General features: G+C 46.7%; 16 protein-coding genes. 4 read left to right on the top strand and 12 right to left on the bottom strand.

Annotated elements, in window-relative coordinates:
- Positions 1-148: 148 nt before the first annotated feature.
- The 3 genes from Q1B47_RS18020 to Q1B47_RS18030 are packed head-to-tail and all read right to left on the bottom strand — an operon-like array spanning position 149 to position 2536.
- Positions 149-901, bottom strand: a complete 753-nt coding sequence (locus tag Q1B47_RS18020) for a lytic transglycosylase domain-containing protein (protein WP_299796993.1) — start codon at positions 899-901, stop codon at positions 149-151.
- Positions 901-1911, bottom strand: a complete 1011-nt coding sequence (locus Q1B47_RS18025; protein ID WP_299796767.1) for a DUF3137 domain-containing protein — start codon at positions 1909-1911, stop codon at positions 901-903. The genes Q1B47_RS18020 and Q1B47_RS18025 overlap by 1 nt, the downstream gene beginning before the upstream one ends.
- Before the next feature lie 55 nt (positions 1912-1966).
- Positions 1967-2536: a LemA family protein gene (locus Q1B47_RS18030; RefSeq protein ID WP_299796995.1), complete on the bottom strand. Its 570-nt coding sequence runs from the start codon at positions 2534-2536 to the stop codon at positions 1967-1969.
- A 1047-nt stretch (positions 2537-3583) separates the two neighbouring features.
- On the opposite strand from Q1B47_RS18030, the gene Q1B47_RS18035 reads away from it, so the two are divergent.
- Positions 3584-5200 (top strand): AbgT family transporter, encoded by a 1617-nt coding sequence (locus tag Q1B47_RS18035; RefSeq protein ID WP_299796770.1) that lies wholly within the window; start codon positions 3584-3586, stop codon positions 5198-5200.
- A gap of 109 nt (positions 5201-5309) precedes the next feature.
- Here Q1B47_RS18035 and Q1B47_RS18040 read toward each other — a convergent pair whose 3' ends face one another.
- Positions 5310-8459 (bottom strand): efflux RND transporter permease subunit, encoded by a 3150-nt coding sequence (locus Q1B47_RS18040; RefSeq protein WP_299796773.1) that lies wholly within the window; start codon positions 8457-8459, stop codon positions 5310-5312.
- Positions 8460-8468: 9 nt separating this feature from the next.
- Complete coding sequence (locus Q1B47_RS18045; protein WP_299796776.1) at positions 8469-9623, bottom strand: efflux RND transporter periplasmic adaptor subunit; 1155 nt, start codon at positions 9621-9623, stop codon at positions 8469-8471.
- A gap of 457 nt (positions 9624-10080) precedes the next feature.
- On the opposite strand from Q1B47_RS18045, the gene Q1B47_RS18050 reads away from it, so the two are divergent.
- Complete coding sequence (locus Q1B47_RS18050) at positions 10081-10818, top strand: TorF family putative porin (RefSeq protein WP_299796779.1); 738 nt, start codon at positions 10081-10083, stop codon at positions 10816-10818.
- A gap of 150 nt (positions 10819-10968) precedes the next feature.
- On the opposite strand, the gene Q1B47_RS18055 is transcribed toward Q1B47_RS18050, so the two are convergent.
- Positions 10969-11658 (bottom strand): DNA-3-methyladenine glycosylase I, encoded by a 690-nt coding sequence (locus Q1B47_RS18055; protein WP_299796782.1) that lies wholly within the window; start codon positions 11656-11658, stop codon positions 10969-10971.
- A gap of 215 nt (positions 11659-11873) precedes the next feature.
- On the opposite strand from Q1B47_RS18055, the gene Q1B47_RS18060 reads away from it, so the two are divergent.
- Positions 11874-12782, top strand: a complete 909-nt coding sequence (locus tag Q1B47_RS18060) for a LysR family transcriptional regulator (protein ID WP_299796785.1) — start codon at positions 11874-11876, stop codon at positions 12780-12782.
- 126 nt (positions 12783-12908) lie between these two features.
- A complete protein-coding gene (locus Q1B47_RS18065) occupies positions 12909-13559 on the top strand; it encodes a glutathione S-transferase family protein (RefSeq protein WP_299796789.1) in 651 nt (216 codons plus the stop codon).
- A 92-nt stretch (positions 13560-13651) separates the two neighbouring features.
- Here Q1B47_RS18065 and Q1B47_RS18070 read toward each other — a convergent pair whose 3' ends face one another.
- The 6 genes from Q1B47_RS18070 to Q1B47_RS18095 form a co-directional block, all read right to left on the bottom strand.
- On the bottom strand, positions 13652-14437 hold the full coding sequence (locus Q1B47_RS18070) for an outer membrane protein OmpK (RefSeq protein ID WP_299796792.1): 786 nt from the start codon (positions 14435-14437) through the stop codon (positions 13652-13654).
- Between the two features lie 196 nt (positions 14438-14633).
- Positions 14634-15341, bottom strand: a complete 708-nt coding sequence (locus Q1B47_RS18075) for a LuxR C-terminal-related transcriptional regulator (RefSeq protein ID WP_299796795.1) — start codon at positions 15339-15341, stop codon at positions 14634-14636.
- 175 nt (positions 15342-15516) lie between these two features.
- Positions 15517-15801 carry a tetrachloroethene dehalogenase gene (locus Q1B47_RS18080; RefSeq protein WP_299796798.1) on the bottom strand — a complete coding sequence of 95 codons (285 nt, stop codon included), beginning with the start codon at positions 15799-15801 and terminating at the stop codon, positions 15517-15519.
- A complete protein-coding gene (locus Q1B47_RS18085) occupies positions 15798-17213 on the bottom strand; it encodes a reductive dehalogenase (RefSeq protein ID WP_299796801.1) in 1416 nt (471 codons plus the stop codon). The genes Q1B47_RS18080 and Q1B47_RS18085 overlap by 4 nt, the downstream gene beginning before the upstream one ends.
- 61 nt (positions 17214-17274) lie before the next feature.
- Positions 17275-18318, bottom strand: coding sequence for a LysR family transcriptional regulator (locus Q1B47_RS18090; protein ID WP_299796804.1), 1044 nt, complete (start codon positions 18316-18318; stop codon positions 17275-17277).
- 245 nt (positions 18319-18563) lie between these two features.
- Positions 18564-19094: a thioesterase family protein gene (locus Q1B47_RS18095; protein WP_299796997.1), complete on the bottom strand. Its 531-nt coding sequence runs from the start codon at positions 19092-19094 to the stop codon at positions 18564-18566.
- Positions 19095-19184: the final 90 nt, after the last annotated feature.

Below are 19184 nucleotides of genomic sequence, written 5' to 3' on the forward strand. Positions count from 1 at the left end.
TTGCGTCTCTGAAGGTAAAGAGAGGGAGGCTATACCCCTTCTCCCGTTCAGCCCCGGTTACGATATCTCTCCAGTAAGATTTTCACTCGTTTGACGTAGGCTTGCGTCTCTGAAGGTAAAGAGAGGGAGGCTATACCCCTTCTCCCGTTCAGCCCCGGTTACGATATCTCTCCAGTAATATTTTCACTCGTTTGACGTAGGCTTGCGTCTCCGGATAGGGAGGGATCCCCTTATAATGGGTGACGTTTGTGGGGCCCGCATTGTAGGCGGCACAGGCCAGTTCTATATCGCCACCGAAACGCCGGAGCATTTGAGATAAGTATCTGGCGCCGCCATCGATATTCTGCTCCGGCTTATAGGCATTTTTCACCCCCAACTCTTTCGCCGTGTCCGGCATGAGCTGCATAAGCCCCATGGCTCCGGTTCTGGAGAGAGCAAATACATTAAATGCCGACTCTGCGTGAATAACCGCCCGAATGAGTGCCGGCTCTAGGCTATGGGTCTTGGCGGCGAGCTCGATCAACTCATCGTACTCTTTGGAAAAAAGCGGCATTCTTTTCCAGTCGAGGTTCGAGTCGGGTTGGCACGCATAACAATCATATAGCAACACTTCGTAGTGAGCAGAACCGGGAGCATGATCGGAAAATGCCATTACGCCACTCTCCTGCCTGTATTGGTATACTTTCAGCTGGTTATCAGCCCCTTTGGAAGTTGGCGAAGGGTGGGAGCTGGGTCGCTCAGAAGAGGCTCGGCCCAATATCCCCTCTTTAGAGTGACTCGCTTTATAACGAGGCTTAGCATCCGCCTCTACAGTGGCCTGAGCATAGCTGTGGGTTATGACCGCAAGCCAAAGCAGAGAGCAGACAATGCCACCACAACAGATGACACAGATATTTTTCATCACAGGCCGGTGTACTCATCGAGTTTCAGTACTTCAATCATAGCAAAGAGTTGTCTCATCTCTCTGTTAATTTGGCTGAACTCATATTCGAAGGTGGCACCATTAAAAATGGAGCCAAGCTCGAACCGATTCTCTCTGCTGGCGAGCATGATAAGCAGTTTATCTTCATAGAAGGCACACTGAAACTGCCCGGAAAAGCAGTTGGCCAGCTCCTGTAAACGCTCCATAAAAGCAACGGTCAACAGATAACGGGCCTCAACCTGATCCGATGAAAACACATCGAATAGCTTCTCAAAACGGGGGTCTTCAAGTTTGACTCTGGACAAGCGTTTGAAGGAGTCGGAGAGAAAGTTGATCAGGCTACCTCGATTACGTACTACCACAGTGTGACCACTGAAGCTCTTATGGCAGCCCAGTTGCACCATCACACCACTGAAAACCGTCTTGGTCTCGTTACGCTTATCCCGCCTGACCTCTTTAGTCAGCTTCAACTCGTTGATCGCTATCCCGACCCCCTTGTAAGTCCCCTGCACATAATCTTCAAAATGCGCATCTTCATAGCCGGGTAAAAGCTTGGAACGCTTAAGCTCCGAGATACTCATGCGATGAGTCGAGCTAAAGATAAAGTCATCGCCAAAGTATCGAAATATCCTGGGGAAGACCTGCTCCTTCACATCACTCCTGTAGCGCATAACGGGGCGGTATGACCACCAGACTAAGGGAATAAGGGGCAGCAAAGAGAGAAACCAGGGAAGATCGACACTCTGGCGGGATACAAAAATAAAAACAATAAACAGAAATATCGTAAAAATCACGACGCTCATATAGATACGTTGCCGTAAATTTTTTAAGCAGGCCACTCGACGGTTTTCAAACTTGCGCGTCAATGGTTCGATATGTTCATCGTAGTGCGCCTGCAGTGATTCGAGCTCATCACCCACGGCGCTCAGAGAGTTGGATTGACGCTTAGGCTTAATGCGTGCACCAAAAAGAAAACTAAGTATATTCATGGAAATAAAACTAAATAACCATCGAGAGAATACGGCACTCGTGTGCCGTATAATGTTATTTCAGATAATCGGAGGCATCGACCGGGGCCTTCGACACTTCATCGGCCTCATAAAAAGGCATCACCTTGATACTCGCCATCGAAGCGATAATTGAACCGGGGAAGATCTCCACAGCATTGTTGAGCTCGGTTACCGATGCATTATAGAAGCGGCGGGCGGCAGAGATATGGGCTTCAACCTCATTATAGGTCTGCATCGCCTGCAACATTGTATTGTCGGACTTCAGCTCAGGATAGTTTTCGACGCTGACCATCAGCTGACCCATCTTACCGTTCAATAGCTCAGCCTTAAGCAGATGGTTCTGAACCGCTGATGCGTCGCCGGTATCATAAGATTTTTCCACCTGGGCACGCAGCTCGGTGATCTCGGTTAACAGAGACTTCTCATGATCCATGAATTTCTGAGCAATTTTTAAAATATTAGGGACCAGATTAGATCTTTTTTTCAACTGCACATCTATTCCGGATAGAGCCTCGCGAACGGAGTTGCGCTTTTTAACCAGACTGACGTACCAAAGGTAGGCAATAATGACCACTAGCCCTAACCCCAACAGCAACCCTTCCATCATATGTCCTTATTATTCTGATTTAATTTGGATATTCTCAGCTTAATCTCTAAAGCCATAACTCCCTACCTTCACCTATTTTTTATAATATTTCCAGATATTTATCACTGCACAAGCCCATCTGACAGAGGGTACAAATTGTGCTTTTTTCAGAATGGTCAGCCTGTTTATGACCTATATTCAAAACTAAACATACGCTAACAACCTGTTTATGATTAAAAATGATGGGAATCCGAAAAACCGTCACAAAAATAAAATGATATTTTTTATCAGTAGAAAAACCTCTTATTAATCAACAGCAACAATCAAGAAGATTAGGTTATAAAAAATAAACTCCCATTCAGAAAGACTATTCACATTCCCGGTTCAACCACTAAGTTAACCTGAAAAAATTACCATTAAGGAAAGCATTAAGTGAGTTGCTTTCAATTACCTGATTTTAACGCCAACATTCATGATAAACGGCATGCACTATCTGGTTCTTACAACGGTAATATCTATGTACAAACTTGCAGTAAACCATTCAGCTTCCATACAGACAATCGTGGGCATAATAGGTTACATGAAGTCCTGTTATTTCATCTCATTAAGTCATAGTTATACATCCTTTTAGGCTCTAGTTTGAGCCTATTTTTTTGCCCGTAAGTTGATGAAAATACACTGTTCCCATTCAGTTTCCATACAGTCAATGTGAGCTATATTGATCACAAGCAAACATGATATCAACCAACCCCAAATGATTGACTTGATTGTTATTGCTGGCGCAACCCTATCCCTTTTGGCCCCAATTTTATGGGGTCATTTTTTTGCCCGCAAAGCAAAGAAACTCAAGCTCACCCCCCGGATGTTTATCGCTCAGCTCTACTCCCATCCCGGCAGCGGCCCCTCACTTCAACGAACAGTTTTTAAGCCAATTTAAGCTTTATTTAAAGCAGTTGCGAGACTATGGCAGGTCTACTCGTAAATTCCGAGTCTGAAAACTGATAAAGCCGCAATCGAAGCCGGCATTTAAAAGGTCCACAGAGGCCAAACATTGAAGGAAAGGGTATGGGTTTAAATAAAGATGAGAGCATAGAGCTGCCTCTCAATTCACCGGGAGCATCAGGGCCACACAGTGGTGCCTTTGTTCGCTTTCTTAATATTGTCGAACGACTGGGAAACTTACTGCCACACCCTATCTCGCTTTTCGCCATGTTCTGTCTGGCCGTTATCGTCATCAGCGGTATCGCCGGCTATTTTGAACTGACCGTCGCCGATCCCCGCCCGGCAGGCGCAGCGGGACGAAGTGAAGATGGTCTGATCCATGTGGTGAGCCTGATGAACGGCGAAGGTTTAAGAATGATAGTCTCAAACCTGGTGACTAACTTCACCGGCTTCACTCCACTGGGAACTGTACTGGTTGCCCTGCTGGGTGTCGGTATTGCCGAGCGTTCCGGCATGCTTTCGGCTGCGATGCGTTTGCTGGTCATCGGGGCCTCAAAGCGTCTGGTAACCCTGACCATTGTATTTGCCGGTATTGTTTCTAATACTGCATCTGAGCTGGGCTATGTCGTCCTTGTGCCTATGGCCGCGATGATATTTCACTCTCTGGGTCGTCATCCCCTGGCGGGACTTGCCGCCGCCTTTGCCGGTGTATCGGGCGGTTACAGCGCCAACCTGTTACTGGGTACGGTGGACCCACTTCTGTCCGGGATCACCGAAGCCGCGGCGCAGATGATCGATCCTGAATATATGGTGGGGCCCGAGGTAAACTGGTATTTCATGTTCGTCTCCACCTTCCTTATTACCATTCTTGGCGCCTTGGTCACCGAGAAAATTGTCGAGCCCAAACTGGGAAAGTATGACCCTGATGAGGCGGCTGTCGATCTCGCAGACCAAAAGATGGATGGGGTAAGCAGTGATGAGAAACGGGGCCTGAAGGCTGCGGGTATCGCGATATTAATCCTCTCAACACTGGTCGCACTGACTGTCGTGCCGGAAAATGGCCCGCTCAGAGACCCTGAGACCGGCTTAGTGGCAGGCTCGCCGTTTCTTAAAGGGATTGTAGCATTCATCTTTATCTGCTTCGCGATTCCAGGCCTGGTCTACGGTAAAGTCGTGGGCACCATGAAAAAAGATAAGGATGTCATCGATGCCATGTCCCACAGCATGAGTTCTATGGGCATGTATATCGTGCTGGTATTCTTCGCATCTCAGTTTGTCGCCTTCTTCAAGTGGACTAACTTAGGTGCAGTGTTGGCAGTCTCCGGGGCAGACGCCCTGAGTGCCATCGGTTTAACCGGCCCGTTAGTCTTTGTGCTGTTTATCATGCTATGCGGCTTTATCAACCTGATGCTGGGTAGTGCATCGGCGCAGTGGGCCGTTACCGCCCCCATCTTCGTGCCCATGTTGATGCTGGTTGGCTATGCCCCTGAAACTATTCAGGCTGCCTACCGTATCGGAGACTCGGTCACCAACCTGATCACCCCTATGATGAGTTACTTTGGGTTGATCCTTGCGGTTGCCTCTCAATATAAGAAGAACCTCGGCATAGGCACTCTGATAGCGACCATGCTGCCCTACTCCATCGTGTTTTTCATCGGTTGGACCTGTTTCTTCTTCATCTGGGTATTTGCACTGGGCTTGCCGGTTGGCCCGGGTGCAGCAACCTATTATACGCCATAAAGGAAGGTTCCTGGTTCCGGCTGTGAGTCTGCACCACCTCGAACCTTATTTAAAACAACAAAAAGCCCGGCATCTGCCGGGCTTTTTACTTTATCCAATAACCTGAATGCTACTCTGCCGTTGGAGTTTCCGTTTTAGCCTCTAACTTAGCCTTCCTCTCACGTTTGCTGAAGATACGTTCAACAATTACGAAGAAGATCGGGATAAAGAAGATACCCATAAAGGTAGAGCTCATCATGCCCCCCAGTACCGATGTACCGATTGCATTTTGGCTTCCGGAACCAACACCGCTACTGATAGCCAGAGGGACAACACCCAGACCGAAGGCCAGCGATGTCATCAGGATTGGGCGCAGACGCACACGTACCGCGTGCAGAGTAGCCTCGACTAACCCGGCACCTTTCTCGTAGTACTCCTTCGCAAACTCCACGATCAGGATAGCGTTCTTGGTCGCCAGACCTACGGTCGTCAGCAGACCTACCTGGAAGAATACGTCGTTAGGTAAACCACGAGCATTCATCGCAAGCAGTGCTCCGATAATTCCCAATGGCACAACCAGAATTACCGAGAAGGGAACCGACCAGCTCTCATAGAGTGCCGCCAGTACCAGAAATACCACCACGATAGACAGGGCGTATAGCATAGGCGCCTGGTTACCGGACAGACGCTCCTCATAGGAGAGACCGTTCCACTCGACACCGAACCCTGGTGGCAGTTGTTTCACCATATCCTCGATGATATTCATCGCCTCACCGGTACTGAAACCTGGCGCTACACCCCCCTGGATATTCATCGCAGGCAGACCGTTGAAACGTTCCAGGCGCGGCGAGCCATATTCCCACGTACCGGTGGCAAATGCGGAGAATGGCACCATGTCGCCTTTGGTGTTTCTAACGTACCAGGAGTCGATATCTTCAGGCTGCATACGGTAATCCGCTTCACCCTGAACGTAGACCTTCTTCACCCGGCCACGGTCGATAAAGTCGTTGACATAGTTACCACCCCAAGCCGTACCCAGCACGCTGTTTACCGCGTCGATATCGACACTCAGGGCCCTGAGCTTACCGTGATCGATATGGATCTGATACATGGGCGCATCTTCCTGGCCATTTGGACGTACACCCACCAGGTTAGGGTTCTGCGCGGCCATGCCCAGCAGCATGTTGCGCGCCTCGACCAGTTTATCGTGGCCCTGGCCATTTCTGTCCTGCAGATAGAAATCAAAACCATTGGCTGTACCCAGCTCGATAACCGCCGGCGGCACAAACGCAAATACAAAGGCCTCTTTCATCTGCATAAACATGCCCATGGCACGCCCGGCGACTGATTGCACATCCTGACCCGGATTACTGCGCTCGGCCCAGTCTTTCAAGCCCACGAACGCAATACCCATGTTCTGGCCGTTACCGGCGAAACTGAAGCCCGATACGCTGAACACAGATTTAACGTTATCGCCTTCGGCATTCAGATAAAAATCTGACACATCTGACAACACTTTCTTCGTCTCTTCCTGAGTCGAGTTCACCGGCAAGATAGCCTGAGTAAACAAGATCCCCTGATCTTCATCAGGCAGGAAGGCGGTTGGCATGCGCATGAAGATCCAACCCACAGCGACCGATATCGCTAAAAAGACCATCATGGTACGAGCCGAACGCTTGATCAGGGCTGCAACGCTTGCCTCATAACGCGAGGTCAAGGCATCAAACTTACGGTTAAACCAGCCGAAGAAGCCGGTATCTACCGCGTGATGTCCCTTAGCGATGGGTTTAAGCATGGTGGCACACAGCGCAGGTGTCAGAATAATTGCCACCATTACCGACAGCGCCATCGCCGATACGATCGTTATCGAGAACTGCCTGTAGATCACACCGGTCGACCCCGACATAAACGCCATGGGGACGAATACCGCCGAAAGCGTCAGACCGATACCTACAAGTGCGCCGGTGATCTGATCCATCGACTTCTTGGTGGCCTCGACGGGACTGAGCCCCTCTTCGGACATCACGCGCTCGACGTTCTCAACAACAACGATGGCATCATCTACCAACAGACCAATTGCCAGCACCATGGCGAACATGGTCAGGGTATTAATCGAGAAGCCCGTAGCCGACAAGATCGCAAACGTACCTAAGAGTACAACCGGTACCGCAATCGTCGGGATCAGCGTTGCACGGAAGTTCTGCAGGAACAGGTACATGATCAAGAAAACCAGCACCACGGCTTCAAGCAGGGTATGTACAACCCCTTCGATAGACTTCTCAACGAATGGGGTCGTGTCATAGGGGTAAACCACCTCTAGCCCTTGGGGGAAGAAAGGTTGCAGTTCGGCAATTTTAGCGCGAACCCCTTCGGCGGTTGCCAACGCATTGGCACCGGTTGCTAACTGAATACCGATACCCGCTGCCGGTTTACCGTTATAGTAAGACTCGACATCATAGTTTTCAGCGCCCAGCTCGACGCGGGCAACATCCTCCAGATACACTTTGGCACCGGTCGAGTCAGCCTTGACGATGATCTTCTTAAACTGTTCAGGAGTCTGCAGACGGCTCTGCGCCGATACCGTAGCGTTGAGCTGCTGACCGGCGACCGATGGTGCACCACCCAACTGTCCCGCCGAAACCTGCGCATTTTGCTCCCTGATAGAAGCGATAATGTCCTGGCTTGTCAGGTTGTACTGAGTCAATTTCAGTGGATCGAGCCAGATACGCATCGCGTACTGAGCACCGAATAACTGGATTGTACCTACACCAGGCACGCGACTCATCGGGTCTTGAACATTCGACCCCACATAGTCGGCGATATCATTCTTATCCAGTGAGCCATCCTGAGATACGAAGCCCACAACCATCAGGAAACCGGCACTGGACTTAGCTACGTTAACGCCTTGCGCCTGAACCTCTTGCGGTAGCAGAGGCATTGCAAGCTGAAGCTTGTTTTGCACCTGCACCTGAGCGATATCCGGATCGGCTTCGGCATTGAAGGTTATGGTAATAGTCGCATTACCGAAACTATCACTGGTTGATGAGATATAGCGAAGATGGTCAATCCCCGTCATTCGCTGCTCGATAACCTGAGTTACCGAATCTTCCATCGTCTTAGCCGATGCACCCGGGTACACAGCCCTGATCTCAACCGATGGCGGTGCGATACTCGGATATTGCGACACGGGCAGTCCCAGGATAGATAGCACCCCGGCCAGCATCACAATAATGGCGATCACCCAAGCAAAAATAGGGCGATCGATAAAGAAACGTGCCATAGTTTTACCCTACTTCTGTTGTGCTTGTGATTTCTTATCCGCGACCAGTGAACCCGCTTTCACAGGTGCCCCGGGGCGAATTTTTTGCAGACCTTCAACGATCAGTTGATCGCCTACGGCTAAACCGTCTGTGATTCGCCACTGGTTATCGATCACCTCGGCTGTCGTGACGACTCGTGAGGCCACCTTACCTTCAGCATCGATGATCATGGCTACAGCTTCCCCCTTGGTATTACGTGTGATGGCGCGCTGCGGCACCAAGATCGCTTCAGGGTCGGTACCGGTATTGAGCACTGCACGTACATACATCCCCGGCATCAACACGCCATCCGGGTTAGGAAACTCTGCACGCAGAATCACTGAACCGGTGTCCTCATTCACGCTGACTTCGGCAAACTGCAACACACCGTCATGCTTATATGTTGTGCCGTCTTCCAGGATCAGCTGAACACCTGCGTTATCGGCGGCCTTGAGTTGACCCTGCTTCAACTTAGCTTTCAGGCGTAACATCTGTGCACTCGACTGTGCAATCTCGATGTTGATAGGATCGAGCTGCTGAATCGTCGCTAACGTCTGGGTTTGATTGGCGGTAACGAGTGCACCGGCAGTCACGGAAGATTTGCCCACACGTCCGGAAATAGGTGCACGCACCTCAGTGTATTCAAGGTTAATCTTTGCGGTATTGATCGCCGCCTCTGCAACGGTCACCCTTGCCAGTGCCTCTTTATAAGCCGCATCGGCTTCATCATAGTCCTGCTCACTGATCGAGTTAAGCTCGACCAATTTCTCGAAGCGTAACGCCTTAGCCTTAGCCGATACTAGATTTGCCTGGGCACTCTTAAGATCGGCCTTGGCACTGATAAGTGCCGCCTTATAGGTCGCAGAGTCGATCTGGTATAGCGACTGACCCTTTTCAACATCTTTTCCCTCAACAAAGCCGCGTGTCATGATGATGCCGCTAACCTGTGGACGAACCTCTGCTTCCAGGTAAGCCTTACTACGACCAGGTAGCTCAACCAGAATAGATTGGGGCTTTGACTCTACTTTTATAACGCCAACCTCCATAGGCCCGCGCTGCTGCGGCCCCTGTTCGGGTTGTTGTCCACAAGCCGTTATCCATAACGCCACACTTATAAAAGAGGCAATTTTAACTATTTGCCGCATTGAGAACTCCTAATAAAGCTATCAGTCAAACATGACAATCCGAGCAGCAGGAAATTCCGCGGCTTAATTTATTGACAGCATAATTTTTTGTGTAAGATTTGAACTTCTCTTTATCTCATAACCGAGCATGCTCAACAAGGCGTATAGCTCTAAAATTTTGTAAACGAATGCAAATATTCACCTTAAATCAGCGCGTTATGTTAATACCACGTTAAATGCAATATCATCTCTTCACCCTTGTTGATTAGTTGTTTTATAAAGTTGATTACCAACTTAAGAAGTTAAACATAGCTTCACAGCTGAGCCCGAGGCCAACCGAAGATCATTTTGTTCATAATTGTTCATATTATGACGTTATTGATTCACGCCACATCCCATCGCCATTCATAAGTTAACCCTATAGTAACAACCGTGTTAACAAATAATTCAAGATGAGATGAGAACCATGACTATCCAGATGAAACTACAACACAAGCTACTTCTAGGCGGACTACTTCTATCTGCGACTTCATTTGCACAGGCTGAAAATGAAGCTGAAGTTCTCGGTGGAACAATCAGTGGCAACCTGACCTTCGCGTCTGATTATGTATTCCGTGGCGAGTCCGAAACTATGGATGGCGATGTTCCTGTAGTTCAGGGAACTCTGGGTTGGGGAAATGATGATGGTTGGTACGGCGGTGTTTTCGCGTCAAATATCAAGTTTGCCGACCCTAATCTCGAGATAGTGACCGCCCCCTACATAGGCAAAGCCGGTGAGTTTGGCGATAGTGGTATCACTTATGACGTCATGGTCTTCTCATATCTCTATCCGGGTGCCTCTTACTCAAACTACACCGAGTTATGGATGAAGGTAGGTAAGCAGTTTGGTCAGGCCAACATACAACTGGAAGTCACCCCGACTATCGATGACTGGTTTGGTGTCGATGGTTGGCAGGGTGTCAACTACTCGATTCATCCAAGCTATGCATTCAAAAACGGTCTGAAAGTATCTGGCTCTGTAGGCTACCAGGATCTCGACGGAGACAACGCTGAAGGGTGGGGACACTGGAACCTGGGTATCAGCAAAGCATTTTACGGCCTGAATTTCGACCTTAGATACCATGGCAGTACGGTCGATGAGACCCATAAGGTCTACGGCACACAGACTGAAATTTTTGATGACCGGATCGTCATCGGTATAAGCAAGAGCTTTTAAGTTTTAGAAAATTACTCCATCGAATAAACAGTTCGACATTTATCTCTATTTATTGCTCTATCTTCGGCAATCTTTCGCCAGCCCACTCCAGGCTGGCGCTTTTTTTGTAGAACGCGCAGCCTGAAGGGTTAGCAGTTACAACTCCCGGCTCTAAACTCTGTTATCTCCGACACTACAGGCTAATATTTTACTGATATCGGCCAGGCTGCGACCCGACTCCTGCTGCCAATGGTTAAACACAGCCTGAACCTGATTTAGCCCACTCTTGGAGCCGAAGCCAAAATCGATCAGCTTATGGGTCTTCAGGTAACCCTGCACATCGCCGGTCAGCAGAAAAGTATCTTTACCTATGGCGCGTAGAAAGTAGGGGCCTGTGTTGCCGCCGAGCCGGGTGCCTCGTCGCTTTAACACAGACCATAGTGTTGTTATCTCCTCGCCAGGCCACTTAGCAATATACTCGGCCAGACTGCCATGCTCTTTGGCGATGTCATGAGTCATCAAGGCATTATCATAGATGGCCATAGTCTTCTTCATATGGCGTATGAGCTCAGGATCGCTCGCCCTCTGCTGTAACTGCTCCGGTGACAACATCAGAACTTTATGGGGGTCAAAATTGAAAAACGCCGCCTCGTAAGCCGGCCACTTATTTTCGACGATGCGCCACACGAACCCACTCTGAAAGACCTTCTTACTCATCTCGGACAGCAGCTCTGCGTCTCGATACTGACTTATCTCATCCGTAGATAAACTGGCAGATAGGAGGCTCTCCAGCCCGGCGCTTCCACCCTTGCGCTCGCAGGCTCTTTGATAGATAGAGGAAAATGATTCTAATCGACTCATAATTAAATTGGCTTTCCAAGGAGGTAGAGAGATACATAGTATGAAAATAGCAATATAAAGCAATCCTCCGGCTACAGGTACAGACTATTTTCTGGACAAGAGTTCTCCCCCAATCTAAATTTAATTAACAGCTAAAAGTTACACAATAAGCATTTACTGATTAACTTTGGTAACCAAAGATAACCAATTAATCTCAAACTGTGTGGGTGACTCTTATGGACGCGGCTCAACTCTATCGAATGCTTGTTTTTGCCAATGTTGTTGAGCAGGGCTCTCTCACCGCTGCCGCCGATGAGCTCGGCATCAGCCGCTCTATGGTCAGTCAACACCTGAAAAAGCTAGAGGCAAGGTGTGCAACCCAGTTAATTTATCGCACAACCCGAAAAATGGCCTTAACCGAAGACGGCCAAAGCTTTTACCACTACTGCGCCGAACTGTTACAACTTGCCAAACAAGCCGAAAATGCAACAAAACCTCAGGATAAAGAGTTACAGGGCAGCATTAAAATTTCAGCCCCCGTTTGTCTCGGGGAGCAAAACCTGATTAGTCATATAGGAGAGTTTAATAAGAGTTATCCCAAGATTCGTATTACATTACTCCTGGAAGACAGAAGATTAAATCTGCAGGAAAATAATATCGATATCGCGATACAAGCGGATCCGGCCATCGAGCCGGAGTTCACCTCTGTCCGACTCGGTCAGTTCGATGAGTACCTCATAGCAAGCCCCGGGTATGTCGAACAACATGGTTCACCACTGCATCCGGATATGCTCGCTAAGCATCAATGGATAATGCAAGCATCTAACTACCTGCCTAAGAGTTGTCAGTTACAAAACAGTTTCGGAGACAAATTCAAGATAAAGATAACCCCATTTGTCAGTTGTAACAGCAAACACGGGATCGTCAAATTAGTGCAGCAGGGGCTAGGCATAGCAATACTTCCCAACTACCTGATAGAGCAAGAACTGGACAAGGGCAGCCTCGTTCACATTCTTCCCGATTATCATCTCGGAGAGGGAGTCATCTACGCCGTTCATCCATTTAATGATGTTACTCCCCCCCGCGTCAGGGCATTTCTCAATTTCATAGAGAAACGACTACTGCCGGATACTTCTATAGTGTAATGATACCAAGGCTCCCGGCTGGGCGAACGAACAGGTTTATCAGATTAACGACTATAATTGAGAGTAGAGTCAGGCTAAAGATGCTTGGCTCTGACTTTTCATTACACCTGCCGAGAGAAGTTACTGATGGAACTGTTTTACCACCCACTTTCCCGTTATTCACAGAAAGTACTGATTGCACTCTATGAAAAGCAGGCCAACTTCTATCCGCGAGTCATTGAGTTATCGGATCCACTATCCAGACGAGAGTTTTGTGACTTTTATCCACCAGGAAAGCTGCCTCTGCTCAAGAGTAAGGCGGGGGAGCTCATTCCTGAATCCAGCATCATTATCGAATTCATCGACAGTGAATTTTCCACCGGCACCAGGCTCATACCACACGATAAAGCATTGGCACTCGAAACCCGGCTGCAGGATCGCTTAATCGATAACGACTTCAGTAATGTATTGTTCGAACTTGAACATCAAAAAACTGAAGATGGCGAGCAAAATCAGATACTCATCAGGCAACTTGAGAAAGATATCGGGCAGTTTCTTGATTATCTGGACAATAAACTAGAGAAACATCACTGGCTATGTGCAGAGAGTTTAACGCTGGCCGACTGTGCCCTGTTTCCCTGCCTCTATTGTGCTCAAAACTATTTTCAGCTGTTTTCATACGACAACCTGAACCGATACTGGCACCAGGCACAACTCAGAGGCTCGTTCATACAGGTCAAAGAGGAGATAGAGCTGGCCATGGGAGATGTACTCTCGGGTCGCAGACCCATTCCTTAACTGAGTTAGGTAGCTCTTTATCAGAAACCCAGAGCACAATTCAGTGGGGATTTGAAACTGAATAATACTCCGGGGAAAACACTTAAACAGAACTAGAACTTATAACCCGCTTCAAAGAAAAAATTGCCCCCATTATCTTTGACTGGCCCCCAGCTTTTACGATGTCGAAAAGAGGTACCGATCCATAGCTTCTTATTGAAGTGGTAGTCTAAGCCAATCGCGGCCAGATGCCCGTAATCATCGAAGCCAAAGGTACGCTTCAATTCATCAGAACGAGCAAATTGCGCTTCAAAGAATACTTTCCCGACAAGTTTATTAGTGATTGGATACCCCAAGAGCAATGAGGTCGCCAAGCCATTCATACCATTGTAACTGATGCTTGCTGGATTAAATGCCCCCCAGCCATAATGGGCACCAACACCAAACGTACCACGCAGTTGACCAAACAAGATGTCACGAGATACCCCTAAATATAGGTCTTCCTGACTACATATAGAGTTGCTCATGGTAAACGACTGAAACCAGATATTATATGGGGAATCGCCTATGTTATAGTCCAGTTTAAGCCAGGCTCGTACGGTAGCCCCAGCATCGACTCCCTTTTGATTTTCAGCACTGTCCATAGGATTATCCAGAGTCAGCCAGCCGGTAGCACTCCCCCAGGATGCCATGGTTGTATGTTGAAAAGAGAGATATGGCTGATCATAAACAGCCGGGTTATTATCTTTTGAATTACTGGTTTGTAACTCGTACCCAGCGACAAGCGTATTAACTTGCTTAACTAATTGCTTATTTTTAATTGGTGGTGTTAACGTAGCATGAGCAAAAGGTGTCATACTAATTGCAGAAAACAGTATTGCTGTTTTTATTTTATTCATCATCAAATCCATTTCAACTTTAATTTATTTTTAATATAAAGCTACACATCACTTTTTTAGCCAAGTTTCAACAAAACGAACCAAGCATTATTATTCTGAGAGACATATTACTTGCCTCACAGCATAATCCTTCGACTACTCTTATAATTATTCAATTAAACAGAAGCGACTCTAAAATTAACTAAGACTTCTAATATCAGCTGGCAATAAGGCGGTAGTTAGCCCCCACAAAAACAAGATGAGCAAGATTCTTAGCATTTAAACTATGTTTCAAAGAGCTGATATGATAATCGACACCTCTTTCTGTGAGCCTCATAGAGCTGGCAACCTCTGAACGATCGGCCCCATTAGCCAGCATATTCAGAACCTGGCAAGAGACACCGCCAACGATTCGATAATCAATCAATGGATTGAGTCGTTTATAACAAGCCAGAGGGATACTCTCTAGCCAACGCTTCAAACATAGAGTTATATCAAGCAACTTACTCTCTATCTCTCCTAGCTGTTCATGGCTTTCTGGTAAAAATATAAACCTGCCAGCAAAATTAGATAACACAGGAATGTCTATTAAAACATTTATCGCACCATATACATTTTCACTATCACATATTCGTTTATCCTTTGGTGACAAATAGCCTGGTTCAAAAAGCCGTCCACCTTTGAAAAACTTTTCATGAGATTCCTTACTGGTAAGAGATAACTTAATATATCTACGCAAGAACCTGACTCTATTGTTAGTTGAAAACAACTGTCTCCTGTTTACGATAGCCTTGTAAATTTTTTGATCGCAATTAATCATGCCTCGTACTTTAGAGTATTCTTTTATATCTACACAAAATACCAGATCACATATATCAATCTCTTTTACTATTCGATTTAACTCTTGTTGAATATTAAACAGCATAAAGCCTCGCCATGACATTAACGTTCAACCTAAACTTTTCATTACAACATGAACATCCATTGACAAGCGCAACAACAATATTAATTAATGTTTTACTCGGCAGTCAGATATAAGCATGTGTTCACTCTAATATCTGACCACCCCATAAATTGACACCATGTTTTTATTTGTTTAATTACTTATTAAATAAACGGTGAGGTGAAATAAACTTGCGCCAGGTAATTGCCGTAAAGATCACCCCACTCAAACCAAACATGATCAGCCCCATGGCACCTGATTGTGTTTCTCCCTCTACGAAGGAGGCCCATGACCAGCCAAAGCATAACCAATAGCTGCAAAAAGCTGCCAACAAGCCCAAATTAGCCTTCCAATCTAAACGAAAGTGTTTTTCCAACTCGCGATAGCCAATAAATGCAGCAAGCGTCATCATTCCCATTAAATACCATTGCAACCAGATCATGATTTTACATCTCCACTCCAGAACAGCAGGTTTGCTTTTTCTATTTCCATGTTTCCATAACCGAACAGGCTATCCATTTCACGCATCACTGTATGAATTTCGCCACCAGTGAAGGTATTGGAGGCATCGATGATCCTGTGGTGCCAGAAGTCTGGCTTATTCCATGGACAGGTTTTAATACACTGGGCACAGCCAATGCCATTGTCTGACCAGAACTTGAAGCACTTCTTAGCATCGTTATAGTATTTCAACACTCCTGGTTGGCCAGCCCAGTTTAGAGCCGGATTATCAGCCCCCTCATAGGTTGGTTTAAAGCTGGGTTTATCATCTTTACTGATAGCATCGGCAGGGCAGGCATCGGCACACAGTTTACAGTGCTCGCAAAACTCCTGAATTCCGAATCGGCGAGGCACATCATATTCGACAAAATCCATCTCTGTGAGAATAGCCGATATTCTGACTCGCGGGCCAAAGTTTGGCGTGATCAGCGCACCATTTCGGGCGGCCTCCCCCAAGCCGGCCTTCATACCATAAGCAACCTTGTTGATCATATCGTTGTGAGATGCAACAGCCTTGTAGCCGAGACGTCGGATAAAATCTGATATTTGACCGGCTTGAACAGCCATATCGACATAAGCTTTATTCACGGTACCGATTGAAGGTAGCGCCGGTGCGGTACGTATCGCCTCATATTCCATTTCATGTAGCAATACGATAACTGTCTTAGGCTTCCAGCCTAGCTCATCCCAGCTTATCTCCTGACTCTTAATCAGGTCATACATGGGATCATAATTGAATCGCGGATCAATGGTGGTAATACCGCACCGTGTCGCGCCAAAGAGTTTCGCAGCACGTTTGATATGCTGACTCGCTTCCTGCTTAGAGCCAAATTTCCATTGTTTGGGTGCCAGATTATGCTGCTCCCAACTCATCATCCCGGGAGAGTCCGGTATACCGTACTTTGAAGCCTTACCCAATACCGACAGAGGATGCTGGCCCGCCATTCCCACGGCCCAATCGAGTTGAGTATAACCCGGTTTATTATTCTTCCATGTAGGCTCAGTACCGGAGATCATCAACTTGTGCATGCCATCTCTGAACTTCCAGTTTTCACCAATCAACTTGGCAAACTCGACATCTCGTTCCGGAAAATCAGCCCAATTCTTTTTAGAGCCCGCTTGAGAGAAGATCCAGTTACGCTGGTTGAATGGTTTCAGAATACTATCGTCAACCGGAACGGGAAAATCTCCTTCAACCGGCACCCCTTCCACCCGGCTCTTTACCCAAGAGCCAGCACCAGTAGCCATGGCGACTGCGGCCGCCGCAGCCGTGTACTTAAACAAGCGCCTGCGAGACGGATCGCTCGGGGATTGTGTATCACTCGGGTGTTGTTTATCTATTTGTTCAATCATTTTATAACCCTAAAGAATGACGAAATTTCTTATTCAGGTTAATAACGATTAAGGGGTAATTCTACGTGTCGGAATGGAAACTGTTATTGCCTTTTTGGCAACTATAGGACTTAAAATATTGAGTCAGCTCCTCTAAAAAGACCTTCGTTTTTGGTGGAGTGACAGAACCTGCGCTCTGGAATGCTTTTAATGGGTACCTAATTTTAAATTTTGGTTCGAACAAACGATATAACTTTGACTCCAGATTTGTGCCATCGATCAAATTAGTAGGACAAATTATGACTCCTAACCCATTACTGCTCCAATCAAGAAGTGCATCAAAACTATCAAGTGTCGCAATGCTCTTTATTGGCATCCACCGAAGTACGCCTTCATCTTGCCAGGGTAATGAACTTACAGGCCAAAATGGGTTTCTGATTGAGAGAACATCATGTTGTACCAATTGCAGCGGATGAACTAACTCGGGTGAGCGCTCGATATAACTCTTAGAGGCAAAGTATTCTAATTCAATTTCCAGGATAGTCTGAGATGCCCACTTGCGAGATTTTGGCTCAAACGCATGAATATAAAGATCAACTTCTACATCATCATTTAACCTTGAAGCTAATACATTATAAATTGCAAATGTAATTTTCGGGTATTTCTTTCTGAACTCTACAAAGAACTGGCCACCGATTTCGGACAGAATCCATTGAGGTATTCCTATGGTGAGTATGCCTGCCGGCTCTTGCTCGCTGTTTAACAGGAAGTTGTGCGTATTTTCGAGCTCATTTAATATTTTCGCGCTATATTGGAGAAATTGTTCTCCAAAATCAGTCATTTTTATTAACCGGGTCGTTCGGTCAAACAATGCATACCCCAGCCTCTCCTCCATCTTCTTTATTTTTTTACTGGCAGTTGGGGCGGAAAGGCGGAGATGTCTGGCAGCAGAACTAAAACTGCCGCGAGTAACAACAGTTTGAAACAATACTAATTCGTCTATTTTTATTTTTTCTGCTAACTCGGAAAGAGAATCCAAACTTATGCCACTAATACCATAACTTTGCGGACCATTTTCTTCTATTAAATTTGAGTCGCTCGTAACAGATGGTTTGAGTGTTGGCATCGAACATTCTCTATAATTATTATATGAGGCTCAATGATCATAAATTTATTCTATTTATAAAGAAGCAGTAGCTCAATTTTAGATATAACTCTCTATGTTTGTTATTTTGTGATGTTCACAAGGAAAGAGTCTATGCTATTTAACCCTGTTAAAATTCACATATGCAAGTTTAAACAGCTATCATTAACCATCTTATTAATAATCATAACTTTTAAAAGGCTCTGGATTTCATAACCTAGAATCTTCTAAATATTACGCTCTTTCTTTAGCTGCAAGAACTGCTTCCATTTAACCACTTCCGGTGGCAACTCGGGAGTGGGTCCCTCGAAGTTAACCTCCTTTACCATGGTATCTATCGGTACCTGCTTCCCCTTACAAACAAAGACACCTCGCACATGTACTATGCAGTGAAGGATGTTTTCGCTAACAAAGCGTTGTTCTATGTAGAAATATTTATCGTCCCAACCAACCAGCCTGGATTCGATTTCAAACTTAGTAAGCGGCTTGATATCTCTGATATAGGTGAACTCGGCTGCATTGACGATAGGTAACCACTTAAGTTTCAAAAAGCGCTTAAGGAGCCCCATTTCGGCCAACATATATGTACGAGCCAAGTCCATAAGTGCCGGATAGCGAGAGTTGGTCACATGGCAGTTAATATCACAGTCCAGTGGCATTGCACGATAGCTGATACGGCTGGTACCCAGAAAATCGATTGAGTTACAGTGACGGATCCGCCAGAAAAATAGCCAAAACAGTCTGAAATAGAGGTTCATCAATATTAGTCCCTGAGAATGAACGCGAAAGGCTAACAGAGGTCATACCAGATGACAAGTTTCTCTCAAATGAGATGGTTACCCCTTAGC

The organism is uncultured Shewanella sp. (genome assembly GCF_947501225.1).
Lineage (GTDB): Bacteria > Pseudomonadota > Gammaproteobacteria > Enterobacterales > Shewanellaceae > Shewanella.